A 25,763-nucleotide genomic window follows, 5' to 3' on the forward strand; every position below is an offset into this window, starting at 1 on the left:
CATCGTCCTGATGGCCGCTCGGCTCGGCACGTCCTGTGCCGAATTACGGACTTTTTCAAAGTCGAAAAGCAATAATTGCTAAAGCTCATGAAATATGCCTAATAAAATCCTTTTATGGGGCTTTTTTTATACTTTAGCTAACGAACAGGTTTGTCAACAATCTGTAGGGAGTAGATTTTAGGGAGTAGATATTATCTACTCCCTTGTATTTAAAATAATGTTTTCAAGATTTATTAGCTTTTGCCTTTGTTCATCAGATAAGGTCTTTAAAATTTCCTCCCTAAACATCATTCCAAGATTTTTACGTTCTAAATTATTTACTTTAACTTCTGTCCAATCTATTTTTTTATTTTTATAGATTAAGTCAAAATCAACGATTCTTGTACCGTCAGATGCATATTCAAGTCCAAGCAATATCTTTTTTATTTCAGTTGGAGGAAGCAATGTAAATAGTTTTATTTGATATACTAAGACAGATAAAAGAAACCTTGGAGTGTCTTTTGTCCACATTTCACCTAATATAAATCCAACATCTAAATTATCAAGTGTAATGGATAATCTTTTATAATGCATATCGTACTTGCTATATCTATCATATATGCGTATGCTTAATTCATACCAAGGTCTATCAACCAATCCCTCATTTAAAAATCTTAGTGCTTGATTTCTCAACTTAGATGATATAGCAGTAATATTTTCATCTATTAGCAGAGTAGTAGAATCAAAGGAATTTATAGTTAACCTACTGTTAAGAGGTTTTTCAGTAAATAAAATTATTGTTTGGTTAGACTCTCCATTTTCTAAGCTATCAAATATTGGCAGCATTTTGGCTCTATATTCATATGCAACAGAGCTAATTATTTTGTCCTTGTCTCCTTGAGTTCGCATAACTATAATTCCAGGAGCAGTTCTTATATCATTAATTTTTTCACATATTCTATTATTTATGAGATTATTGTAAAATTCGTCAGATGGCATATTTATATAGATTGTTGTTATTATATCTTTAATATGTGCTATTTTTTTATTTGGTTCTGTTATAAATATAATAGTTGAATTTTCATAAGTAGAATTTAAGGCGTCAATAATATTAGTTTTAATAGCAGAAAAGTATTTTAATATTTCATTAGAGAGCTCTTTTGGATTTTTACTTCCTATAACTATCATCTTAGGACCTAATCTAAAAAGTGAAAGCATTTAAATTTCCCCCCAATTAAATTCCTATCTTTGTTCTAAGTAGCCTATAATTGTCAGTTCCCATAGGGTATTTTAGATGAAAAACTTTATTAGATTCAATATCTATTATGTTTATTAAATTTATTCCATTTAGTTGATTCCTATTTCCCTTACTTTTATCGTGGCCGTATAAATAAAAGTCACATTTGTATGTTGGTAGATTATTTATCGTATGAGAGACTCCTATACTTAAACCATCAATTGAAATTGATTTACCTTCTTCAACTATAATAACTTTATCTATATTTTTTATAACGTCAATATTATCGTGATTTCCAGGAACAATTATAAGTCTATTGCTTGTGTATTTAACTAATTCATTAATAAATATGGAGGCATAATCCTTGTATTCATTTAATCTATTAGGATATAGCTCTAATTTTATATTATCAACAATATCCCCAGTATGTACTATATATTTTGGATTAATTTTTTTGACCAGTTTAATAATTGAAGGATATATGTTAGATGGAGTGTCGCTAATATGTAAAATGATATTTTTTCTTCCCAAAAGGTAGGTGGGAACATATATCCTTCCTGATAAAAAATATAGAGTATTTATAATCTGCTTCATTTTAACACCTGCTTGTATATAAAATCATAATTAGATTTTATAACCTTAACATTTTTAATTCAACTTAAAAATAATTAATAAAAGTTTATATTGTTTTTATAAAAACAAATCGTATCAATTTAATAAAAAAAATAAAAAAATATGTTGACTTTTGTCAAATAAGATGGTATATTATTTTCTGTGCCAGAGAGATGGCCCCTTGGTCAAGTGGTTAAGACACCACCCTTTCACGGTGGTAACAGGGGTTCGAATCCCCTAGGGGTCACCAATTAAATATGGAGAGGTGGTCGAGTTGGTTTAAGGCACCGGTCTTGAAAACCGGCGTGGGGGTAACTCCACCGTGGGTTCGAATCCCACCCTCTCCGCCAAGAAAGTGCCACCCAGGTGAAATGTGACATTTGAGACAAAACGAATTATTTCACATTTCACCTGGGTGGCACTTTAGTTATGTAAAGTATTCTATTTCAGCCTTGGGGAATCTTCTTTTTATTTCGGATATTATAAATTCCTTCATATCAGTGGAAATGTGCTTTTTATAAACATATTTATAAACACCATAGGGTCCCCATTTTTGTTGTCTGTTTTCCATTGAAAAGTCTATTTCTGTATTTGGGAAGCGTGCTAATATTGTATCCATAGCCTTTGTTGTAAATCTATGTTGAATAAGTTCAAATGTTATTTCAGCATTATCTGGGTTTTTTATTTTTTCCCTCAGCATATCAAGTAGTTCTGCATATTCCTCCTTGTAGTTTTCATAATAGTATATAGGTGCAATAATAAAACCTAATGGATAATTAGCATCATATATCTTTTGTGCAGCCTCTAATCGTTCCATCAAAGGGCTTACATTAAATTCAAATTTATCTATTACATATTTTGAATTTATACTAAATCTTATTTTTGTATGTCTATTATGTTCTATGTCAAGTAGAGTATCAACATATGCAAATTTTGTAACAAGCCTTAATCTTCCGTATTCTTGCTGTGCAAAGAACTCGATAGCCTTTTTAACAGAACCAGTTAAATGTTCAACAGAGAGAGGATCGCTTGTGCTTGCAAGTTCAAAGGATGTAATTTTGGGTTTATTTTGATTTATGTATTTTTCATTGTTTTGTAAAATTTCTTCAACATTTGCGTATACTCTTGCAAAGGGCTTTATATTTGGGTTAGACTGTAAATAGCAGTATTGACAGCTTGCGGGACATCCTGTAACAAGCGGAAATTGGTAATCTGCAGAGGGTTTGCAACTATCAAGTTTCATACTTTTTTTTATAGAGACAACAAGAGAACCCTTGGCATAGGCATAGTATTCTTGGATGTTGTCAAAATCCTTTTCAAAGTTGACAGACTTGTTTTCAATGAATACAGGAATATTTAATTCTTTAAGTTTATTATATATATATTGTCCTGTAGGATAATCCAATGTTTTGGGTTCAAAAAAGGCACGCTTTGGATAAAACAGCATTGTAAAACCTCCTTTATAATTAGAATAAATAGAAATTAAAAAAATATGTATTGAGGTGGTAAAATGAGTAGAGTATATTCTGTAAATTGTAGTGATTATGAAAGGGAAAATGTATATAGAGCAGTTGATGAGATGATAAAACTATATGGAGGTATAGATAAAATAGCCAAAAGGGGAGAGACAGTTTTTTTAAAAATAAATTTAGTTATAAAAAAGCACCCTGATGAAGCAGCAACAACACATCCAATGGTTATTGAGGCAGTAAGTAAAAGGCTTGTTGAAAACGGATGTAGAGTTATAATTGGAGATAGCCCAGGTGGCCCATACAATGAAAAGGTGCTTAGAGGGTTTTATAGGATATGCGGAATAGAGGAGGCTGCTAAAAATAGTGGAGCAGAACTTAATTATGATTGTTCATACAGTGACTACAAAACACCTGATGGTTGTATATCAAGAGTTTTAACTATGATTGACCCACCTTTCAAGTGTGATAGGATAATTACTATTTCAAAACTCAAAACCCACAGTATGGCTGTTTATACTGGTGCTGTTAAGGTCTTGTTTGGAATGATACCAGGAGTATTAAAGGTTGAATATCATTTTAAAATGCCTGAGATACATGATTTTTCAAACCTACTTGTTGATATATGTGAGACAGTTAAACCATCCTTTTCTATTATTGATGGGGTAGTTGCGATGGAGGGGGATGGACCAACTGCAGGTGTGCCTAAAAATGTAGGACTTCTTTTAGCGTCGGAAAACCCCTATGAACTTGATGTGTGTGGAGCACATATTATGGGACTTAAGGTAGAGGATGTTCCTACACTAAAAAGAAGTTTAGAGAGAGGAATAATAAAGGGTGGCATAGAAACTGTAGATATAGTAGGTGAGGATTTAGATAAATATGTTTCAAACTTCAAAGTTCCTAAAATTAGAAGTGTAAATTTCTTTAGAGGAAGAGTTCCAAAGAGAGTAGAGGATTTTTTAACCTTTTATTTATCTCCAAGACCAGAGTTTTCAAAGGATATTTGTATAAAGTGTGGGGTATGTGTTGAGAGTTGTCCACCTAAGGCACTTAAGATGGGAGATAAGATCCCAAGTATAGATTATAAAAAGTGCATAAGGTGCTTCTGTTGTCACGAGCTCTGTCCTAAAAAGGCAATAAGTATAAAAAGACCTTGGATATTAAATAGAGTTTTTAAATAAAAAGTGCTGTAGGGCCTTTACCTACAGCAATTTTTTAAATATTTATGCACCCTTAGACATATTTTTCTTTGCCATCATAATTTCGTCAGCCTTTTCGCCCCAAGCCTTTGCATATTCTTGAAGCTTATCGGCAAGTTGATCTACTGTTTCATCATCATTAACTTGTGTTGAGAAGGCTCCAGACTCTTTTACCATTCTTCTTAAGGCATCTGGATTATCTATCATTGGACAAGGTCTTAGTAGATTGTTATTAAATGGTTGATTTCTCCTATATGCCATAAATAATGGGGATTGTAGAACTTCCAATAGACTATGTTCCTTTATGTTCATATTTGAATAGTGTATGAACGCACAAGGTTCACAATCTCCATTAGCATTAATATGGAAATATCTTCTTCCACCAGCAATACATCCATTTGAAAATTCTCCATCATTCCAAAAATCAAGCACGAATATTGGTTCTGTTGCTCTTATTTCATTTATTCTTCTATACATATATTCCCTTTGTTCGATTGTTGCCATAAAGTTTACATCACTGTCGCTTCCAACTGGAACATAGGTAAAATACCATCCAAATCTACAGCCCTTTTGTACCATTAAATCTATATATTCCTTTGATGCAACTACTTCTGTATTGTATCTATGATAGCAGGTTGAAAAACCAAATACACATCCATAGTCTCTTAATATATCCATTGCCTTCATAACAGCGTCAAAACAACCTTCACCACGTCTCATATCAGTTTCTTCTCTGAATCCTTCAACACTAAATGCAAGTGCAAAGTTTCCAACCCTTTGCATCTCCTTTGCAAAATCCTCATCTACTAAAGTACCATTTGTGAAGGATAGGAAGGCACACTCGTTGTGCTTTTCACAAAGTTTTATAATATCATCCTTTCTCATAAGTGGTTCTCCACCTGAGAATATATACATATATATTCCAAGTTCCTTTCCTTCTGTTATAACTTTGTCTAAATCTTCAAAGGAAAGATTCCAAGGCTTGTACTCACCTGCCCAGCATCCTTTACACTTAAGGTTACAAGCAGATGTAGGGTCTATAAGTATTGCCCAAGGTATGTTGCAATCATATTTCTTTTCGTTTTCAGTCTGAACAGGTATGCCAAACATAGTTGCATTTAAGAAATAATTAATTCCAACTCTTTCTCTGACATTAGGATGTATCTCTGTTAATAGCTTGTATGTGTACTTATACCAGTTGCTGTTTGGGTCATCAAGATATTTTTTGATATTAGCTATATATTTTTTGTCCTGTTCTCTTATTGCTATTTTTTCTCCCCATCTTATAATTTTAGGGATATTCTTTTCTGGGTCCTTCAAGATGTACTTAACAGCTTCTTTAATTGCAGCTTCACCAAGTCTTGTCCTTGCCAAATTCATTAAAACCCCTCCCATATTTTACTATTCAATATATATTAAATAAAATTAAGAATTATAACTCCTATAAATTTTATTATATCACCTTACTCTAAAAATGGATTAATTTAGCAGTTAAATTAACATAAAAAATTATACTGACTGGTCACGTAAATATTTTTTAGGTTAAAAAAATCTCTAAAATAGTGTTTTAAGTTAAAATATATTTACTTTTTTTTTATACTCTTGGTATAATAAAATGTATATATGTAGTTTTGGAGGGATTACGTTGAATCTTAATATTGTTTTATATCAGCCAGAGATACCCTATAATACAGGTAATATAGGAAGAACTTGTGTTTTAACAAATTCAAGACTACATCTTATAAAGCCACTTGGTTTTTTAATTGATGATAAGCATTTAAAAAGAGCAGGGATGGATTATTGGAAGCTTGTAGATGTTGTTTACTACGATAGTTTTGATCATTTCCTTGAAGTTAATAAAGGTGCAAGGGTGTATCTATCAACAACTAAAGCAAGTAAATTCTACACAGAAGTAGAATACAGACAGGGTGATTTTATAATGTTTGGTAGAGAGTCATCAGGTGTTCCAGACAGTGTTAGAGATGTTTTTAAAGATACTTTAATAAGAATTCCAATGGTAGAAACAACTGAAAGATCTCTTAATTTATCCAATACAGTATCTATTGTTGCATATGAAGCATTAAGACAGATGGGATTTCCTAATATGAAATAGTAGTGGAGGGGTAGGATGAATAAAATAGCGATAGTTACAGATAGTACTTCAGATATTCCAAAGGAACTTGTAAATAGATATAATATTAGAGTTATTCCTTTAACAATAACATACAAAGATAAAACTTACTATGATGGAGTAGATTTAAAAATTGATGATTTGTTAAGAATGCTTGATGAAGGAGAAGAACTTCCAAAAACATCACAAGTTAATCCTGCAAGATTTTATGAAGAGTACAAGAGATTATTTGATGAAGGGTATAATAAAATTATTTCTATTCACTTATCATCTAATTTAAGTGGTACGTATCAATCAGCAATAATTGCTAAAAATATGTTGGAGACTGATGATATATATGTAGTTGATTCAAGGACAGTAAGTTTTGGAACAGGAATGCTTGCTCTAAAGGCGGCTAAAATGATTGAAGAAGGTAAAGATGTGGAAGAAATATACAATACATTAAACATACTTGCACCTAAATCAAGGGTTGCATATGCATTAGATAAACTTGAATATCTTAAAAAGGGTGGCAGATTATCAGGAACACAGGCAACAATAGGAACACTATTAAATATTAAACCTATCATATATATTACTGATGGTAACCACGCTATTTTAGATAAAACAAGGGGAATGAAGAAAGCTTTATCAAGAATGATAAAGTATGTTCAGGATGAAGGCTTTGATGAAAATGAGCTTTTTGCAATAGGAACTGTAAAAGATTATGAAAATCTTGAAGAGTTTAAAGAGATGGTTAAAAATGAGTTGGGTGTAGATAATTATCTTTTGGCTGAAGTAGGAACTGTAGTTGCAACATACTCAGGCCCTGGAGTAGTGGGAATATGGTTTTATGCTAAATAGAGGCTTTTGCCTCTATTTTAGATTGTAAAAATCTAATTGTTAGCTAAAATCTGAAAAAGCCCCATGAACGAAGCCCAAGAAATTCTTTATGGGGCTATTCAATATATAAATAGAGGCTTTGTCTCTATTAATTTTTATAATTCAAACTATTCAAAAAATAAATAGCAAAATTGCTATAATTTAGGTATAATGAAAGTAGAAAGTAAATATTCTGGATGAAGCAAATAGGAGAGACCCTAAGAGGGCGCCGAAGGGGTAAGTAAAGCTTGCCAAGCTTTATGATACTCTCAGGCAAAAGTACTATTTGTGGACAGAACTCTGTGAAGGCAGAGGATGTAGGCAACTACATCCTTTTTTTATTTGCCAAATAACTTGTATTTTAGCGAACTTTAAGCTACAGAGTTTTTGGTATCATTGATAATGTTTCTATCGTAGTATTAGGAAGAATAATCATCATTAACTTACAGAAGTATATAATTTCTTCTGATGATTAGATTTAAAATTAATAGATTACCGAACAAAAAAGAGGTGTCAGGCTTGAAACTTAAACCAGTTATATTAACCAATAACCCTTTAACAAAGAGTAGTTTAGAAGATAAATATGATCTTCTATATAAACCTCAAGCTTCACTTATGGATATTTTAATTATGGCAAGGGATTATATCCATAGAGGACATAGGCTCTTAACACATCCTCTAATGGGGAGTATAAAGCCTAATCAGACACCCTATAAGTCTATTGCAATTTCAAGGGATTGTTTTGAAGAGGTTGATCTATTAAGTGTTGAGATAATAGAGGAGAGCATATTGAAGGCTGACCAGCTTATTAAAAATAGTAAAACATTAATTTATACGGATAAGGTGCTTAGAGATTTTAGTTTAATTGATTTTGATTTAATAAAAAACGCATTAAATTGAAAGGAAGTGAAATTATGAGCCATATCTATGACATTGTAATAATAGGAGGAGGCCCTGCAGGTTTGTCAGCAGGACTTTATGCTTCAAGGGCAAAGCTTGATGTTCTGGTGATTGAGAAGGAGAAGTTTGGAGGACAGGCAGCAACGACAGCAGAACTCGAAAACTATCCCGGTTCAATTGAAAATTGTACAGGACCAGCTTTAGTTGAAAGAATGAGGAGGCAGGCAGAGGAATTTGGAACTACCTTTGCAAAGGATGAAATAGTAGAGGTTGATTTTTCAGGAGATATAAAAACTCTAAAGGGAAGAAAGGAAGAATATAGGTCAAGGGCTGTAATTATTGCAACAGGTGCTGAATACAGGCTTGCAGGGTTTAAAAATGAAATTGAACTAAGAGGTAGAGGAGTTTCATACTGTGCCACCTGTGATGCGGATTTCTTTGAAGGTTTAGATGTTGCAGTAATAGGTGGTGGAGATAGTGCAATAACTGAGGCACTTTATTTAACTAAATTTGCAGAAACAGTGACAATAATACATAGAAGAGATTCATTAAGGGCTGCTAAATCACTACAAGAAAAGGCCTTTAATAACCCAAAGATAAAATTTATATGGGACACAGTAGTAGAGGAGGCAAAGGGAGATGAAATATTAGAATCCCTTGTATTGAAAAATATAAAGACTGGAGAGATAAGTGAACTTGCTGTTAACGGTGTTTTTGTCTTTGTAGGACTTGAACCAAAGAGTGACCTTTTTAAGGGTAAGGTTGAAATGGATGAGAGGGGATATATTTTAACTGATAGAAGTATGAAAACAAATGTTGATGGAGTATTTGCAGCAGGTGATGTAGTTCAAAAATCTCTAAGGCAGGTTATAACTGCAGCATCTGATGGGGCTGTTGCTGCTGTTGCTGCAGAGGAATATATAAATGAAAAATTCAATAAATAGGAGGGGTAATATGTTAGAGGTTAATAAGGATAATTTTGAAGCTGAAGTTTTAAATTATACTGAAAAACCTGTATTTGTTGATTATTGGGGAGATAAGTGCCAAAAATGTATTGAACTTATGCCAGACGTTCACAAGCTTGAAGAAAAGTATGGAGATAAAATTAAATTTTGTAGTCTCAATACAAGCCAAAACAGAAGACTTGCTATAGCTCAAAAGGTATTAGGACTTCCAACAATGATAGTTTATGTAAATGGAGAAAAGGCAGAGGTATTAACTCCAGACAAAATAAATACTGTTGAAGATATTGAAAATGCAATTAAAAGGTTTTGTGAATAAGTGAGACAGAGTCTCCTTATTTAAATAAAAAGTTCAAAATATTTAGTAAATAAAAACTATAGGGGGTGAAGGTATTGAGACTTGAGCTTGGAAAAATTTTTATCAAGGATGTTCAGTTTTCAGATGAAACAAAAGTAGAAAATGGCGTTTTGTACATCAACAAAGAGGAACTTCTAAAGGAAGTATCAGGGGATGAGAGGCTTAAAAGCATTGATGTAGAACTTGCAAAAATAGGTGAAGAGGTAAGGATAATACCTGTAAAGGATGTAATTGAGCCAAGAGTTAAGGTGGAAGGAAAGGGAGGAATATTTCCAGGTTTTATTTCAAAGGTCGATACAGTAGGTTCAGGAAGAACACACGTATTAAAGGGAACAGCAGTAATAACAACAGGTAAAATAGTTGGATTTCAAGAAGGCATAATTGATATGTCAGGTGAGGGGGCAAAGTATACTCCATTTTCAAAAACAAACAATGTTGTTTTAGTATGTGAACCTGTTGACAATCTACCACAACACGAACACGAAGAGGCAGTAAGAATGGTAGGTTTTAAGGCTGCTTGCTATCTTGGTAGGGCAGGTAAAAACATAGAACCTGATGAAATAAAGGTTTATGAAACACTTCCATTACATCAACAAATAAATATGTATCCACATCTTCCAAAAGTTGTATATGTTTATATGCTTCAAAGCCAAGGATTACTGCACGATACCTATGTTTATGGTGTTGATGCTAAAAGGATTATTCCAACATTTATTTATCCAACAGAGGTTTTTGATGGTGCAATCGTTAGTGGAAACTGTGTTTCTGCTTGCGATAAAAATCCAACCTATGTTCATATGAATAACCCTATAATTGAAGATTTATATGAAAGACACGGAAAGGATATTAATTTTATTGGTTGCGTAATTACAAATGAAAATGTGTATCTTGCAGATAAGGAGAGGTCATCAAATTATACTGCAAAGCTTGTGGAGTTTTTAGGTGCAGATGCAGTGATAATATCAGAAGAAGGATTTGGAAACCCAGATGCGGACCTTGTTATGAACTGCAATAAGATTGAAGAAAAGGGAATTAAAACTGTACTTGTAACTGATGAGTATGCAGGAAGGGATGGAGCTTCACAATCTCTTGCTGATTCAACTCCAAAGGGAGATGCAGTTGTAACTGCAGGAAATGCAAATGAACTTATAGTGCTTCCACCAATGAAGAAGATTATTGGACATAAGGAGGCTGCGAACATCATTGCTGGTGGATTTGCAGGTTCACTTAGAGAAGATGGTTCAATAGAGGCAGAAATTCAGGTTATAACTGGTGCAACAAGTGAAGTTGGATTTGGATATTTATCAGCAAAAGGATTTTAAAGGGGGTAATACTATGATTTTAAAGGGAAGAAAGGTTATAGCGATAGGAGATAGAGACGGTATTCCAGGACCAGCAATTGAGGAATGTGCAAAGAGTGCAGGAGCTGAAGTGGTTTTTGCTTCAACTGAATGCTTTGTTTGAACAGCTGCAGGTGCAATGGATCTGGAGATCCAACAGAGAGTAAAGGATTTAACTGAAAAGTATGGGGCTGAAAATATTGTTGTGCTTCTTGGTGGTTCAGAGGCAGAGGCAGCAGGTTTATCAGCAGAAACAGTTACAGCAGGAGATCCAACCTATGCAGGGCCACTTGCAGGAATAGCATTGGGACTTAGGGTATATCACATTCTTGAGGAAGAGATTAAAAACGAATGTGATTTAGCTGTTTATGATGAACAGTGTGGAATGATGGAAATGGTTCTTGATGTTGATGCGATTTCTAATGAAGTACGTTCCATTAGAGAAATGTACAGCCAATATAAAGATTGACACTAAGGGGGTGGGAGTTGATGATTAAGGTTGTTCATTATTTAAATCAGTTTTTTGGACAGGTTGGCGGTGAAGATAAGGCACACATTGAACCCTTTGTAAAGGAAGGGTTTGTGGGACCTGGTATGGCACTTAATGCAGCCTTTAAGGGACAGGCACAGATTGTAGCAACAATTATATGTGGAGATTCCTACTATGCAGAGAATGAAGAGAAGGCAAAAAATACAATTCTTGAAATGATAAAAAAATATGAACCAGATTTATTTATAGCAGGTCCAGCCTTCAATGCAGGTAGATATGGTAATGCTTGTGGAAGTATTTGTAAATGCGTTAAAGAAAACCTAAATATTCCTGTTTTAACTGGTATGTATATTGAAAACCCTGGTGTTGATCTTTATAAAAGGGATATTTATATAATTTCCACTAAGGATAGTGCAGTTGGTATGAGGGATGCTATACCAAAAATGGCTGCACTTGCATTAAAATTAGTAAACAATGAGGAAATAGGGAGCCCAGATAAGGAAGGATATATTGAAAGAGGAATAAGAAAGAATTATTTTGCTCAAGAGAGAGGTTCAAAAAGAGCTGTTGATATGCTTGTTAAAAAGATAAGGGGAGAAGAGTTTAAGACAGAGTTTAAAATGCCAGATTTTGATAGAGTGGCTCCAAATCCTCCAATTGTTGATATTTCAAATGCAAAAATAGCTCTTGTAACATCTGGTGGCATTGTTCCAAAGGGAAACCCAGATAAAATAGAATCATCAAGTGCATCAAAATTTGGTAAATACGATATAGAGGGTGTGTTTGATTTAACAAGTGAAACCTATGAAACAGCCCACGGAGGCTATGATCCTGTATATGCAAATAAGGATGCCGATAGGGTTTTGCCAGTTGACGTGTTAAGGGAACTTGAGAAGGAGGGCAAAATAGGTTCACTCCACAGGTATTACTATTCTACTGTAGGAAACGGAACAGCTGTTGCAAATGCCAAAAGATATGGACAAAAAATTGCTGAGGAACTTATAAAGGATGGTGTTCAGGCAGTAATTTTAACCTCTACTTGAGGTACTTGTACTCGTTGCGGTGCAACGATGGTAAAGGAAATAGAAAGGGCAGGATTGCCTGTAGTTCATATGTGTACAATTGTTCCAATATCTAAGACTGTAGGTGCAAATAGAATAGTTCCAACAGTTGCAATACCTCATCCACTTGGAAATCCAAATCTTTCTTATGAAGATGAAAGGGCATTGAGAAGAAGGCTTGTAGAGAAGGCACTAAAGGCACTACAAACTCCTATTGATGAACAAACAGTTTTTGAATAATAAAATTAAGTTCCGTTTAGGAAAATCCTAAACGGAACTTAATAAATAAGCAATTTTAATATGGGAGGTAATTTTATGTATCCTGTTATAAGGGGAGTAAGCTATGTCTTGGTTCATACTCCTGATATGGTTTTACACAACGGTACTACACAAACACTTGAAAAGGAAACAAATCCAGATTCTGAATATCTAAAGGTTATTAGAAATCATTTACGAAGCTATGAAGATGCGGTTTCGTATCCAGTTAATCAAACCTACATAGGGAATTTAGATCCAGAAGAATTATTAAATATTGAAAGACCTTGGTTTAACAAAAAGTTTAAAAATGCAAATAGATATGGAAAATTTGGAGAGATAATGCCTGAGGATGAGTTTTATGGGCTTATAAAAAGTTGTGATGTTTTTGATTTAGTAAGATTGGAAAAGAGTTTTACACAGGAATTAAAGATAAAGTTTGAAAACAATATGTATTTGAGGGAACTTACAAGTAGACTTGGAGATGGAAGTGAAATAGAAGAAATAAATAAGTTAGTTGAAAATGGAATAGCAGAGGGATTGTATTTAAATGATAAATTAGTAGGCTGTGTAAAGAGAGCTCACGAGTTTGATATAAATTTATCAGCCCACGTAATAACTGAGAATTTAGCAGTTAAGGCATCAGGAGTTTTAGCAGCTCTTCATATTAGTGAAAAGGCAAATATAAATAAAGAAGATATAGATTACATTATTGAATGTTCAGAGGAAGCCTGTGGAGATATGAATCAAAGGGGTGGAGGCAACTTTGCAAAGGCAATAGGAGAGATAGCAGGTTTAAAAAATGCAACTGGATGTGATGTTAGAGGATTTTGTGCAGGGCCAACCCACGCGTTGTTATATGCCTCAACTTTAATACAATCCAAGGTATTTAAAAATGTTCTTGTTGTTGCAGGTGGTGCTACTGCAAAACTTGGAATGAATGGACGTGACCACGTAAAAAAGGGAATGCCTATAATGGAGGATGTTTTAGGTGGCTTTGCAATTTTAGTTTCTGAAAATGATGGAGTAAACCCTGTTGTTAGAACAGATTCAGTAGGAAAACATTCAATAGGTGCAGGTGCTTCACCACAGGCAGTAATTGAAGCAATTGTTGCTCAACCTCTTGAAAGGCTTAATCTAAAATTCACTGATGTTGATAAATATGCACCAGAGATGCAAAATCCTGAAGTTACAGAGCCTGCTGGTGCTGGAGATGTTCCTACTCAAAACTATAAGATGATTGCAGCACTTGCAGTTAAGAAGGGCCAACTTGAAAGAAGCCAAATAAATGAATTTGTAAAAAAGCACGGATATGTTGGGTATGCACCAACACAAGGACACGTTCCTTCGGGTGTTCCAATACTTGGATTTGCAAGGGAGAAGATGCTAAAGGGAGAAATGAATAGAGTAATGATAGTTGGGAAGGGAAGTCTTTTCCTTGCTCGAATGACAAATCTATTCGATGGAATTTCCTATTTGATTGAGAAAAATTCGGGAATTTATGAGGATAAAAAGGAACTAATTACAAAGGATGAAGTTAAAAAGATGGTAGCAGAGGCTCTTAAGGATTTTGCTTCCCACTTACTTGATGAATAAGGGGTGGTTATATGTCTCAAAATATAAAAAAAATAGTTGCTGAGGTATTAAATGATATAGCAGATATTTTACAAAATGGATATGCTGAAGAAAAAATAAAAATTGGATTAACTACCTTAGGAAGTGAGCTTGGAGAAGAAGAAATAATAAAGGCAGCATATCTTGCTAAAAATAAATATAGTGATTTTGAAGTAGTGCTAATTGGCCCGAGTGAAGTTGAGGGTTTTTCTTGTATTAAAGCAGAAAGTGAAGATGAATGTCATAAAATAATGGAAAAGCTTATAGATGAAAAAGTTTTAAAGGGATGCGTAACAATGCATTACAATTTCCCAATTGGCGTTTCAACTGTTGGGAGAATAATTACACCATCGATGGGAAAAGAAGTATTTATAGCTACAACAACTGGAACTTCATCATCAGATAGAATTGAGGCTATGGTTAAAAATACATTTTATGGAGTAATAGCTGCTAAGGCCTGTGGTATAAAAAAACCAACGGTAGGGATACTAAATGTTGAAGGTGCAAGACAAGTTGAAAAGATACTAATAGAACTAAAAAATACAGGATATGATATTGAGTTTTGTTCATCAATAAGAAAAGACGGAGGTTTTATATTAAGGGGAAATGATATTTTAGCAGGTTCAGCAGATGTGGTTGTAACTGATTCCCTTACAGGAAATGTATTGATGAAGATATTTTCGGCATATACAACAGGTGGAGACTATGAGTCATTAGGCTATGGATATGGACCAGGAATAGGTGAAGGTTATAAAAGACTAATAAACATAATATCAAGGGCATCAGGTGCTCCTGTAATTTGTGAAGCATTAAGATATTGTGCAACCTGTGCTAAAAACGAAATAAATAAAATATTAGAGGATGAGTTTAAAAAATTAGAGGCAGTTAATCTTAAATATATTTTTGAAAAATTGAAAAAAGTAAATGGTAAATCAACTGAAGATGTTAAGTGTCCAAATAAAAAGGTTGTTACCTCCACCATATCAGGAATTGATATTTTAGAGCTTGAAAATGCAGTGAAAATGCTTTGGGCCAAAGGAATATATGCAGAAAGTGGTATGGGATGTACAGGCCCAATAGTTATGGTGGCAGATGAAGATTTAGATATAGCTATGAAAATATTAAAGGAATGTAATCTTATATAAAGGGGCAATTGCCCCTTAAATATTAAAATTCGACAATTTGCGACAGTAGTCAAATTTTAAAATTATTATTTTTTTGAAAAAATTTAAATAACATATTGAAATTATACAAAAGTTATCGTATATTATTATATGCAGGGTAATATGATAAAGTTAAATAAAAATATGATAAGATATATTTTTTTGCAACTTTTAAATAGTATAGCACAATGCGTTCTGAAAATGGAAGAACTTGAAATTATGACATTTAAAAATAATTTTCTGAAAAATAAAATGGTAAATATTTTATTAAATTCATTTTTTACATAATGGGTTCGTTATAAAATTGTATCCTTTTAGGAATATTAAAAATATAAACACCAAAAAGAAGGGGGAAAAAATATGAAAATGAAAAAAGCTCTTGCCCTTGTTCTTTCAGCTTCATTAATAGCTGGTGTATTTGCTGGCTGTGCAAAGAAGGAAGGAGAACAAGGAACACAACCAAAGTCAAGCATTAAGGTTGGTATGGCAACAGACCAAGGAGGTCTTGGTGACAAGTCCTTTAATGATTCAGCTTATGAAGGATTAAAGAAGGCTGAAAAGGACTTTGGAGTAAAGGTAGATGTTCTTCAATCAAAGCAACAAGAAAATTATGAACCAAACCTTACACAACTTGGACAAAGAGATGATCTAACTTTTGCAATTGGTTTCCTAATGGAAGGTTCACTTAAGAATGTTGCTCAAAAGATGCCAGATAAGAAGTTTGCTATTATCGACGCAGTTGTTGATCTACCAAACGTAAAATCAATTACATTTAAAGAAGAAGAAGGTTCATTCTTAATGGGTGTAATTGCTGGTAAAATGACAAAGACTAACAAGGTTGGTTTCATTGGTGGAATAGAAATGCCACTTATTGAAAAGTTTGAAGCTGGATTTGCAGCAGGGGTTAAGGCGGTAAATCCACAAGCTGCAGAAGGCTTAATGAACAAAACAACTGTTAAGTATGCTGGAAGTTTCAATGATGCTAATAAAGGTTATGAATTAGCAAAGGCTCTTTACAATGATGGATGTGACGTTGTTTACCACGCGGCTGGTGGAGTAGGACTTGGATTATTCAAGGCTGCAAAGGAAATGAAGAAGTGGGCAATAGGTGTTGACCAAGACCAAGCTGAAACAGCACCAGATTATAAGGATGTAATTCTTTCATCAATGATAAAGAGGGTTGATGTTGGTACTTATACTGCTACAAAGGAATTAGTTGAAGGAAACTTCAAGGCTGGGCATACTGTGCTTGGATTAAAAGAAGATGGTGTAGGCTATGCTCCAACAACTAAGAACAACACACCAGCAGATGTTATAGCTGTAGTTGATAAATATGCACAAGCTATTAAGGATGGAAAGTTTACAGTTCCAGAAAAAAGAGATGACGTTAAGAACTTTACAGCTCCTGAAGTTAAGTAATTTAATATAAAGCTAGATGCCGCCGCATCTAGCTTTTTTAACCAAAAGAAGGGAGGAAAATTAATGCAAAAAGTTGTTGAAATGAAGGGGATAACAAAGGTTTTCCCAGGTGTTAGAGCAAATGATGATGTAAACTTTGAACTACTAAAGGGAGAAATACACGTTCTACTTGGAGAAAATGGAGCTGGAAAAACAACTTTAATGAACATACTATATGGACTTTACCAACCAGATGCTGGAGAAATATATGTAAACGGACAAAAGGTAAACATAAAAAGCCCAGGTGATGCGATAAAGCTTGGTATAGGAATGGTGCATCAGCACTTTATGCTTGTGCATAATTTTACAGTTGCAGAAAACATAGTGCTTGGTGCAGAACCTAAAAAGGGTATAAAAATTGATATGCAAAAGGCTATAAAGGATACTGAAGAAATAGCAAATAAGTATGGGTTTAAAATAGATCCGAATGCAGTAATAGAAGATATAACTGTTGGACAACAACAAAAGGTTGAAATATTAAAGGCATTATATAGAGGTGCAGATATATTAATACTTGATGAACCAACAGCAGTATTAACACCTCAAGAAATAGAAGAGTTAGGGGTTATTTTAAAGAACTTGGTTAAAGAGGGTAAGTCAATCATATTGATTACTCATAAGCTAAAAGAAGTTATGGCAATGAGTGATAGGGTTACAATCGTAAGAAGGGGAAAGGTTATAGATACAGTTTATACAAAGGATACAAATATAGATGAACTTGCTGAAATGATGGTAGGTAGAAAAGTTAATTTGGTAGTAGAAAAGAGTGAAGCAAAACCAGGTAAGGTTGTATTAAAACTTGAAAATGTTTCAGCTTTAGATCACAGAAAACTTCCAGCTGTTAAAGGTGTAAATTTAGAAGTTAGAGCTGGAGAAATAGTTGGTATAGCTGGTGTTGATGGAAATGGTCAAACTGAACTTATAGAGGTTATAACTGGTCTTAGAAAACCAACCGATGGCAGGGTTTATATAAATGATAAAGATGTAACGGGAAAGACTCCAAGGGATGTAATTGAAGCAGGAGTTGGACATATTCCAGAGGATAGGCATAAGCGTGGTCTTGTTTTAAAGTATTCACTGTATGAAAATGCAGTGTTAGGTAACCATTATAAGCTTCCTTTCGCAAAGGGAATTATGATGAATTATAACAAAATAAAGGAATATGCAAGAAAATTAATTGATGAGTTTGATGTTAGAACTCCAAATGAAGAAGTTTTTGCATCAGCTCTATCAGGTGGTAACCAACAAAAGTTTATTGCTGCAAGAGAAATAAATAAAGATCCAGAACTTATAATTGCAGCACAACCTACACGTGGTATCGACGTTGGTGCAATTGAGTATATTCACAAGAGGCTTGTAGAGGAAAGAGATAAAGGTAGAGCAATACTACTTGTTTCACTTGAACTTGATGAAATATTAGCGTTATCCGACAGAATTGCTGTAATATACGACGGACAAATAGTTGATATATTAGATGCTAAGAGTGCAACTGAACACGAACTTGGAATACTTATGGCAGGCGGCACTCTTAAGAAGCAGGCATAAGGAGGTATAAAAATGGCAAATAAAAATACGACCTCTAACAAGCTAAAAGCAGCTTTGAGTACATTAGTTTTCCCAATTATATCAATAATAATAGCAATGTTTATTGCGGTTTTCTTTGTAATGTGGGCAGAAGGAGAAAACTTCTTTGTGGCAACAATAACACTTTTCCAAGCAATATGGGAAGGTAGCTTTGGAACAAGCTTTAGTATAATAGAAACATTAGTTTTTGTTACTCCATTATTATTTACAGGTCTTGCTAACGCAGTTGCATTCAAAACAGGTCTTTTCAATATAGGTGTTGAAGGACAGTTTATAATGGGTATTTTTGCAGCTGCTGCAATTGGTTTAATACCAGGATTACCAGCTATTATACACGTTCCTCTTGTACTTTTAGGTGGAATGCTTGCTGGTGCAATTTGGGCAGCTATACCTGGTTTCCTAAAGGCAAAGGTAGGAACAAATGAAGTTATCAATACAATAATGATGAACTTTATTGCTATGTTCTTTGTAAACTATATGATAATGGGACCTTTGAATGCTCCAGGAAAGGCAACAACTCCACTTATACAAGATTCTGCAAAACTTTGGAGATTTTTAGGTGAAGCTAATAGAATAAATATAGGTTTATTTATAGGAATTCTTTTAGTAGCATTAGTGTATGTTTTATTATGGAAAACTACAATTGGCTATGAATTAAGAGCGGTTGGACTAAATCCCCACGCTGCAGAATATGGTGGTATAGATATAAAGAAAAATATAATTCTTGCAATGGCAATCTCAGGTGCAATAGCTGGACTTGGTGGTGCTGTTCACGTTGCAGGTATACAATATCAAGCTATACAGCTATTTGGATTTACTAATTTTGGTTTTGATGGTATAGCAGTAGCACTACTTGGAAAGAGCCATCCAGTAGGGGTACTTCTTTCAGCTACATTATTTGGTGCACTAAACAGCAGTTCACTTAACCTACAGCTTGCAAACATTCCAAAAGATATAGTGTACCTAATACAAGCAATAATTATAATATTTGTTGCAGCAGACTACATCTACAAATGGATTGGAGAAAAGAGAAAGAAGGAGGCGATGATAAATGGCTAATGGAAGCTTACCAGTTGTTGTAGCACTACTTGCTGCTACATTCCGTCTTGCGACGCCTCTTATCTTTGCAGCATTAGGTGGTGTTATTTCAGAACGTTCAGGTGTTGTTAATATAGGTCTTGAAGGTATAATGATTGTTGGTGCATTCTTTGCGGTTTATGGTTCAAGTTTAACTGGAAACCCTTGGGTAGGATTATTATTTGCAGTAGTTTCAGGAGCACTTGTTGCAGCTATTCACGCAGTTTTAAGTATTAATCTTAAGGCAGACCAAACAGTATCAGGTGTTGCTATAAACCTATTTGCAGGTGCTTTAACAAGCTTCTTGATATTTAAATTATTTGGAAGACAAGGTCAAACAGATGGTGTTGCAGCTCTTCCATATCCAACGGAAGCAATGGCTAAGATACCTGTTATTGGACCATTTTTATCAGAACTTAACTGGTTTGTATTTATGGCTATAATACTTGTATTTGTTGTACATTATGTACTATACTATACACCACTTGGACTTAGAATTAGAGCTGTTGGAGAACATCCAAAGGCAGCTGATACATTAGGTATAAATGTGTATAAGATAAGATATTTATGTGTTATTATGTCAGGTGTATTTGCTGGTCTTGGTGGTGCTACACTTTCAATAGGTGTTATGAACCTATTTAGAGAAGGTATGGTAAGTGGTAGAGGTTTCATTGCACTTGCAGCAATGATATTTGGAAACTGGAAGCCATTTGGTGCTATGGGTGCTTCATTCCTATTTGCCTTTGCTCAAGCTTTTGAAATACTTGCACAAAAATTTGGTTGGGCATTACCAACAGAAGCATACTTAGCATTCCCATATATTTTAACTATGCTTGCACTTGCAGGTTTTGTTGGTAAAACAACTCCACCAGCAGCAGATGGAGTTCCATATAACAAGGGAGAAAGATAAAAAAGGGGCTTTTATGCCTCTTTTTTATCTTTTATTATTTAATCTGTCTAATAAAATGTGTTATAATATTTATATAATTCTTAATATAATATGTAATACAAAATACAATTTGTGGGGGATAATATGAGCTTGAATTTTTCTTTAGATTTAAAACTGGAACAAAAACTTGTAATGACACAGGAAATGCAACTTGCAGTAAAAGTTCTTCAGCTTCCCAACAATGAATTAAAAGAATATATTGAAGACGAGCTACTTGAAAATCCAGTTTTAGAGCTTGATTCAAGTTATGATGAAAGATTGGATAAAGTTATACAAATTTATTCAGATTATAGTGATGATTACTTTACTGATTATTCGGAGGATGAATATGACGAAAAGATAACTCCCTTCTATTTTTTGAGTAATAAGAGGAGTTTATACGATTGCTTAAAGGAACAGCTTGGTTATATCCCTCTTACAAAAAGAGATAGAAAGATAGCAGAGTATATTATTGATAATCTGGATCAAAATGGATATTTAAATATGCACGAACTTTCAATTGCAAATAAGTTTAAAGTTTCGCTTGATATAGTTCGTAATATTATTACAATCATACAGGATTTTGAACCAAGTGGAGTTTGTGCAAGAAATTTAAAGGAATGCTTAAAGATACAATTAAAAAATAAAGGGGTATATGATCACCTTTATGAAAAATTAATTGATAATGAGTTAGAGAATATTGCAAATAAAGCTTATACATTTATTTCTCAAAAATATGGGGTTGAAGAGGAGAAACTTCTAAGATATATAGAAGTAATTAAATCTTTAGATCCCAAACCTGGATGTAGACTTGGTGATGAAACTGTAAAATATGTTGTTCCAGATGTATATATAGAGAATATTGATGGGGAGTTTATTGTAAGGGTAAATGAAGATAATCTACCAATGCTTAAAATAAATAAACAATATAAAAATATACTCAGAAATAGGAATTGTGAAGAGTATAAATATATAAAATCAAAGATTGAGGCAGCCTATTGGTTAATAAAAAGTATTGAACAGAGAAGGGAAACTATAAAAAAGGTTGCGGAATCAATCGTAAAACATCAAATAGGATTTTTTAAGTATGATGAATCTCTCAAACCTCTTAATTTAAAAACAATTTCAGAAGAGACAGGACTTCACGAATCAACAGTAAGCAGAGCGATTAATGGTAAATATGCACAAACACCAAAGGGCGTTTTTGAACTAAAATATTTTTTAGTTCGTGGGCTTAGTACTTACTATGGGGATAATGTGTCTATTGATACATTAAAAAATAAAATAAGCGATATTATAAATAACGAAAATAAGAAAAAACCTTATTCTGACCAGCAGATAGCAGATATATTAAATGCAACTGGAGTTAAGATTTCAAGAAGAACTGTAACGAAGTATAGAGAAGAATTAGGTATTGAGTCATCGTCAAAGAGAAAAATAAAATAATATAAATTTATAGAACCTTAAAATGCTAACCTTGATGTAAGTTGATTTTATTTTTAAGTAGTACAGCATTTTAGGGTTCCTTTTATTTGTTTATGAATATATGAATTCTCTAAAACAAATAATAAAGATGTATGGTAAATAAGAATTTTTTAGAAAATATATTGAAAAATAATAATTTTAATGATATAGTAGAAATTGGAGTGGGACAAAAATAAAACATAGGGACATAAATAGTCCCTACAACAGGTTTAGGGGAGTGACATAGTTGAAAAATGTATTATCTCTACAACAAAAGATAGTTCCAGAAATTATAGAACTGCTTTTAAAAAGGTATAAGATATTAAAATGCATATACTACAACCAACCTGTTGGAAGAAGAGCACTGTCCCAAGAGCTTGATTTAGGAGAAAGAGTTGTAAGAACAGAGGTAAATTTTCTAAAAGAACAGGGACTAATAGAAATATATTCAACTGGTATGACAGTAACAAAAGATGGGGAATATATATTAGAAAGCCTTGAAGAAATGATTCACGAAATAAGTGGATTGGCTGATGTAGAAAATAAATTAAAAAAGATTTTAGAAGTACATAAGGTTATAGTTGTACCTGGAGACATAGATGAGGATATTACAGTACTTAAGGAAATGGGAAGGCTTGCAGCAAATTATATAAAATCGATAATGTCAAATGACACAATAATTGCTCTAACGGGTGGTTCATCAGTTTCACAGGTTGTTGAGAACTTCCCTAAAGTTTCAAAGGAGAATATTCTTGTTGTTCCTGCAAGAGGAGGAATAGGAAGAAACGTTGAGACGCAAGCAAGTACACTTGCTGCAAAGCTTGCATACAAAATAGGTGCAAATTATAAGCTTCTTCACGTTCCAGATAATCTTAGCCGTGAAGCCCTTGGAACTATGTTAAATGAACCAGGCATAAAGGATGTTGTACAAAATATAAGTAAAGCAGATATTTTGATATTTGGTATTGGTAGAGCAGATGAAATGTCTAAAAGAAGGGGACTTGAAGAAGCAGAAATAGAGGAACTTTTATCTAAGGGAGCAGTTGCGGAGGCCTTTGGATATTATTTTGATAAAGGCGGAGAAATAGTTTACAAGACTCCAACGATAGGGTTAGATTTTAAGGATGTTCCTAATATAAAACATATAGTGGCTGTAGCAGGTGGAAAAGGCAAGGCAGAAGCAATAATAGCAACTAAAATAAATAACCCTAATATGGTAATAGTGACTGATGAGGCAGCTGCCAAGGAGATACTAAATCTACAAAGAGTGAATAAAAGATAGCTATGCTATCTTTATATAAAAGTCATAAAATTAGGAGGGATTAATTATGACAATTAAAGTTGCTATCAACGGGTTTGGTAGAATTGGAAGAAACGCATTTAAAATTGCTCAAACAAGATTAAACAAGGATGTTGAAATCGTTGCAATCAACGATTTAACAGATGCAAAAACACTTGCACACCTTTTAAAGTATGACTCATGCTTTGGTAAGTTTGACGGAACAGTAGAAGCTACAGAAAACAGCTTAATAGTTAACGGAAAAGAAATAAGAGTATATGCTGAAAAGGATCCAAAGAACCTTCCATGGAAGGACCTTGGAGTAGATATAGTTATAGAATCAACAGGTCTATTTACAAAGGCTGAAAAGGCAAGAGCTCACATTGAAGCAGGTGCAAAGAAGGTTCTAATTTCAGCTCCAGCTACAGATGAAGATATAACAATAGTTATGGGTGTTAATGAAAAGGATTATGATCCAGCAAACCACCACATTATTTCAAATGCATCTTGTACAACAAACTGCTTAGCTCCATTTGCTAAGGTACTTGATGAAAAGTTTGGTATAGTTAAAGGTCTTATGACTACAGTTCACTCATATACAAATGACCAAAGAATACTTGACCTTCCACACAAGGATTTAAGAAGAGCAAGAGCAGCTGCAGAATCAATAATCCCAACTACAACTGGTGCTGCAAAGGCTGTTGGTAAGGTACTTCCAAACTTAAAGGGTAAGCTAAATGGTTTTGCTCTAAGAGTTCCAACTCCAACTGTATCAGTAACTGACCTTGTTGTAGAAGTTACAAGACCAACTACTGTAGAAGAAGTAAATGCTGCACTTAAGGAAGCTGCTGAAGGCGAAATGAAGGGAATTCTTGGATACTCAGAAGAACCACTTGTTTCAATAGACTACAGAAGAGATGAAAGATCATCAATAGTAGATGCACTTTCAACTATGGTTATTGAAGGCAATATGGTTAAGGTTGTTTCTTGGTATGACAATGAATGGGGTTATTCAAACAGAATAATCGACCTTGTAAACTACATAGCTGAAAGAATGTAATTTTAAAGTCCGGTTTTGTAGTTTCGGCTATAAGGCCGGACTTATTTTCCTAAATTAGTGAAAGAGAGGTTTTGGGTATGAATAAGAAAACTGTTAGAGATATAGATGTAAGGGGTAAGAAGGTACTTGTAAGATGTGACTTTAACGTTCCTCAAGATAAGGAAGGAAACATTACTGATGATAGAAGAATAGTAGCAGCACTTCCAACTATTAAGTATCTTCTTGAAAATGGTGCGAAGGTAATATTAATGTCACACCTTGGAAGACCAAAGGAAGGATACGAAGAAAAATACAGCGTAAAGCCAGTTGCTAAGAGACTTTCAGAGTTATTAGGATTTGAAGTTAAGCTTGCTGAAGATAAGGAAGTTGTAGGAGAAAATGCAGTAAGACTTGTAAACGAAATGAAGGAAGGCGAAGTTGTTCTTCTTGAAAATGTAAGATTTATTAAGACTGAAACAAAGAATGATATGGATTTTGCAAAGAAGCTTGCATCACTTGCTGACATATTTGTAAACGATGCATTTGGTACAGCCCACAGAGCACACTCATCAACTGCAGGTGTAGCAGAATTCCTACCAGCTGTTGCAGGTTTCCTAATTGAAAAGGAAATAGAAATAATGGGTAAAGCTCTTGAAAATCCAGAAAGACCATTTGTTGCAATTCTTGGCGGTGCAAAGGTATCAGACAAGATAAACGTTATTAACAACCTAATTGAAAAGGTTGATAGACTAATAATAGGTGGAGGAATGGCTTACACATTCCTAAAGGCACAAGGATTTGAGATAGGAAAATCACTTCTTGAAGAAGATAAGATAGATTACGCAAAGGAAATGTTAAAGAAGGCAGAAGAAAAGGGAGTAAAGGTATACCTTCCAGTTGACCACGTTGTAGCAAAGGAATTCAGCAATGATGCTGAAGCTATGACTGTAGATGTTGAAATACCAGAAGATTATATGGGACTTGACATTGGACCAAAAACTGTTAAACTTTTCGAAGAGGCAGTTTTAGATGCTAAGACAGTAATTTGGAATGGACCAATGGGAGTATTTGAAATGCCAAAGTTTGCTGTAGGTACAAAGGCTGTTGCAGAAGCACTATCAAAGGTAAATGGAACTACAATTATAGGTGGTGGAGATTCAGCTGCAGCAGTTGAACAATTAGGATACGCAGAAAAGATGACTCATATATCAACTGGTGGAGGAGCTTCACTTGAATTCTTAGAAGGAAAAGTTCTACCAGGTATTGCAGCACTTAATGATAAGTAATAAAATAATTTAGG

The 25,763-nt window shown here is 33.8% G+C and carries 23 protein-coding genes, 2 tRNA genes and 1 riboswitch; of the genes, 21 read left to right on the top strand and 4 right to left on the bottom strand.

The features are described 5' to 3' along the window. Window positions 1–195: 195 nt before the first annotated feature. Both JG776_RS03275 and JG776_RS03280 read right to left on the bottom strand, forming a co-directional pair. Window positions 196–1,197, bottom strand: coding sequence for a hypothetical protein (locus JG776_RS03275; protein ID WP_291964681.1), 1,002 nt, complete (start codon window positions 1,195–1,197; stop codon window positions 196–198). A 16-nt stretch (window positions 1,198–1,213) separates the two neighbouring features. Beyond that, window positions 1,214–1,810, bottom strand: coding sequence for a metallophosphoesterase (locus JG776_RS03280; protein ID WP_291964684.1), 597 nt, complete (start codon window positions 1,808–1,810; stop codon window positions 1,214–1,216). A gap of 193 nt (window positions 1,811–2,003) precedes the next feature. On the opposite strand from JG776_RS03280, the gene JG776_RS03285 reads away from it, so the two are divergent. After that, a tRNA-Glu gene (locus JG776_RS03285) sits at window positions 2,004–2,078 on the top strand. A 9-nt stretch (window positions 2,079–2,087) separates the two neighbouring features. Beyond that, window positions 2,088–2,178: transfer RNA gene (locus tag JG776_RS03290), tRNA-Ser, on the top strand. Window positions 2,179–2,255: 77 nt separating this feature from the next. Here the strand turns inward: JG776_RS03290 and splB are convergent. Then, window positions 2,256–3,275, bottom strand: a complete 1,020-nt coding sequence (splB, locus tag JG776_RS03295; protein WP_291964686.1) for a spore photoproduct lyase — start codon at window positions 3,273–3,275, stop codon at window positions 2,256–2,258. 63 nt (window positions 3,276–3,338) lie between these two features. On the opposite strand from splB, the gene JG776_RS03300 reads away from it, so the two are divergent. Then, entirely contained in the window at window positions 3,339–4,481 is a 1,143-nt protein-coding gene (locus JG776_RS03300; RefSeq protein WP_291964688.1) for a DUF362 domain-containing protein, read from the top strand. Between the two features lie 42 nt (window positions 4,482–4,523). On the opposite strand, the gene JG776_RS03305 is transcribed toward JG776_RS03300, so the two are convergent. Beyond that, window positions 4,524–5,879 (bottom strand): radical SAM protein, encoded by a 1,356-nt coding sequence (locus tag JG776_RS03305; RefSeq protein ID WP_291964690.1) that lies wholly within the window; start codon window positions 5,877–5,879, stop codon window positions 4,524–4,526. Window positions 5,880–6,144: 265 nt separating this feature from the next. On the opposite strand from JG776_RS03305, the gene JG776_RS03310 reads away from it, so the two are divergent. The 18 genes from JG776_RS03310 (at window position 6,145) to JG776_RS03395 (ending at window position 25,749) form a co-directional block, all read left to right on the top strand. Next, complete coding sequence (locus JG776_RS03310) at window positions 6,145–6,612, top strand: tRNA (cytidine(34)-2'-O)-methyltransferase (protein WP_291964692.1); 468 nt, start codon at window positions 6,145–6,147, stop codon at window positions 6,610–6,612. 15 nt (window positions 6,613–6,627) lie between these two features. Next, on the top strand, window positions 6,628–7,473 hold the full coding sequence (locus JG776_RS03315) for a DegV family protein (RefSeq protein WP_291964694.1): 846 nt from the start codon (window positions 6,628–6,630) through the stop codon (window positions 7,471–7,473). Window positions 7,474–7,688: 215 nt separating this feature from the next. Then, window positions 7,689–7,786: riboswitch (glycine riboswitch) on the top strand. 224 nt (window positions 7,787–8,010) lie between these two features. Continuing rightward, window positions 8,011–8,391, top strand: a complete 381-nt coding sequence (locus JG776_RS03320; RefSeq protein ID WP_291964696.1) for a GrdX family protein — start codon at window positions 8,011–8,013, stop codon at window positions 8,389–8,391. A gap of 14 nt (window positions 8,392–8,405) precedes the next feature. Then, complete coding sequence (gene trxB / locus JG776_RS03325; protein ID WP_291964697.1) at window positions 8,406–9,335, top strand: thioredoxin-disulfide reductase; 930 nt, start codon at window positions 8,406–8,408, stop codon at window positions 9,333–9,335. Window positions 9,336–9,345: 10 nt separating this feature from the next. Beyond that, window positions 9,346–9,672 (top strand): thioredoxin family protein, encoded by a 327-nt coding sequence (locus tag JG776_RS03330; protein WP_291964698.1) that lies wholly within the window; start codon window positions 9,346–9,348, stop codon window positions 9,670–9,672. 74 nt (window positions 9,673–9,746) lie between these two features. Next, window positions 9,747–11,033, top strand: a complete 1,287-nt coding sequence (locus tag JG776_RS03335; protein ID WP_291964699.1) for a glycine/sarcosine/betaine reductase component B subunit — start codon at window positions 9,747–9,749, stop codon at window positions 11,031–11,033. Between the two features lie 13 nt (window positions 11,034–11,046). Then, the gene (gene grdA / locus JG776_RS03340; RefSeq protein ID WP_084424737.1) at window positions 11,047–11,520 is read left to right on the top strand and encodes a glycine/sarcosine/betaine reductase complex selenoprotein A; all 474 of its coding nucleotides are present in this window, start codon (window positions 11,047–11,049) and stop codon (window positions 11,518–11,520) included. A 20-nt stretch (window positions 11,521–11,540) separates the two neighbouring features. Continuing rightward, a complete protein-coding gene (gene grdB, locus JG776_RS03345; RefSeq protein WP_291964700.1) occupies window positions 11,541–12,842 on the top strand; it encodes a glycine reductase complex selenoprotein B in 1,302 nt (433 codons plus the stop codon). Between the two features lie 75 nt (window positions 12,843–12,917). After that, window positions 12,918–14,453 carry a glycine/sarcosine/betaine reductase complex component C subunit beta gene (gene grdC, locus JG776_RS03350; RefSeq protein ID WP_291964701.1) on the top strand — a complete coding sequence of 512 codons (1,536 nt, stop codon included), beginning with the start codon at window positions 12,918–12,920 and terminating at the stop codon, window positions 14,451–14,453. 11 nt (window positions 14,454–14,464) lie between these two features. After that, the gene (gene grdD / locus JG776_RS03355) at window positions 14,465–15,616 is read left to right on the top strand and encodes a glycine/sarcosine/betaine reductase complex component C subunit alpha (protein WP_291964702.1); all 1,152 of its coding nucleotides are present in this window, start codon (window positions 14,465–14,467) and stop codon (window positions 15,614–15,616) included. Between the two features lie 378 nt (window positions 15,617–15,994). Continuing rightward, window positions 15,995–17,053 carry a BMP family ABC transporter substrate-binding protein gene (locus tag JG776_RS03360; RefSeq protein WP_073248000.1) on the top strand — a complete coding sequence of 353 codons (1,059 nt, stop codon included), beginning with the start codon at window positions 15,995–15,997 and terminating at the stop codon, window positions 17,051–17,053. A gap of 63 nt (window positions 17,054–17,116) precedes the next feature. Beyond that, on the top strand, window positions 17,117–18,637 hold the full coding sequence (locus JG776_RS03365; RefSeq protein WP_291964703.1) for an ABC transporter ATP-binding protein: 1,521 nt from the start codon (window positions 17,117–17,119) through the stop codon (window positions 18,635–18,637). 12 nt (window positions 18,638–18,649) lie between these two features. Further along, window positions 18,650–19,735 carry an ABC transporter permease gene (locus JG776_RS03370; protein WP_291964705.1) on the top strand — a complete coding sequence of 362 codons (1,086 nt, stop codon included), beginning with the start codon at window positions 18,650–18,652 and terminating at the stop codon, window positions 19,733–19,735. Continuing rightward, on the top strand, window positions 19,728–20,663 hold the full coding sequence (locus JG776_RS03375; protein WP_291964707.1) for an ABC transporter permease: 936 nt from the start codon (window positions 19,728–19,730) through the stop codon (window positions 20,661–20,663). The genes JG776_RS03370 and JG776_RS03375 overlap by 8 nt, the downstream gene beginning before the upstream one ends. Before the next feature lie 123 nt (window positions 20,664–20,786). After that, the gene (gene rpoN, locus JG776_RS03380; protein ID WP_291964709.1) at window positions 20,787–22,127 is read left to right on the top strand and encodes an RNA polymerase factor sigma-54; all 1,341 of its coding nucleotides are present in this window, start codon (window positions 20,787–20,789) and stop codon (window positions 22,125–22,127) included. A gap of 265 nt (window positions 22,128–22,392) precedes the next feature. After that, window positions 22,393–23,427, top strand: a complete 1,035-nt coding sequence (locus JG776_RS03385) for a sugar-binding transcriptional regulator (protein WP_073249219.1) — start codon at window positions 22,393–22,395, stop codon at window positions 23,425–23,427. A 46-nt stretch (window positions 23,428–23,473) separates the two neighbouring features. After that, window positions 23,474–24,484, top strand: coding sequence for a type I glyceraldehyde-3-phosphate dehydrogenase (gap, locus tag JG776_RS03390; protein WP_291964712.1), 1,011 nt, complete (start codon window positions 23,474–23,476; stop codon window positions 24,482–24,484). Between the two features lie 71 nt (window positions 24,485–24,555). Next, on the top strand, window positions 24,556–25,749 hold the full coding sequence (locus JG776_RS03395; RefSeq protein WP_291964714.1) for a phosphoglycerate kinase: 1,194 nt from the start codon (window positions 24,556–24,558) through the stop codon (window positions 25,747–25,749). Window positions 25,750–25,763: the final 14 nt, after the last annotated feature.

Origin of the sequence: Caloramator sp. (assembly GCF_020054765.1) — a bacterium.
GTDB lineage: Bacteria > Bacillota > Clostridia > Clostridiales > Caloramatoraceae > Thermobrachium > Thermobrachium proteoclasticum.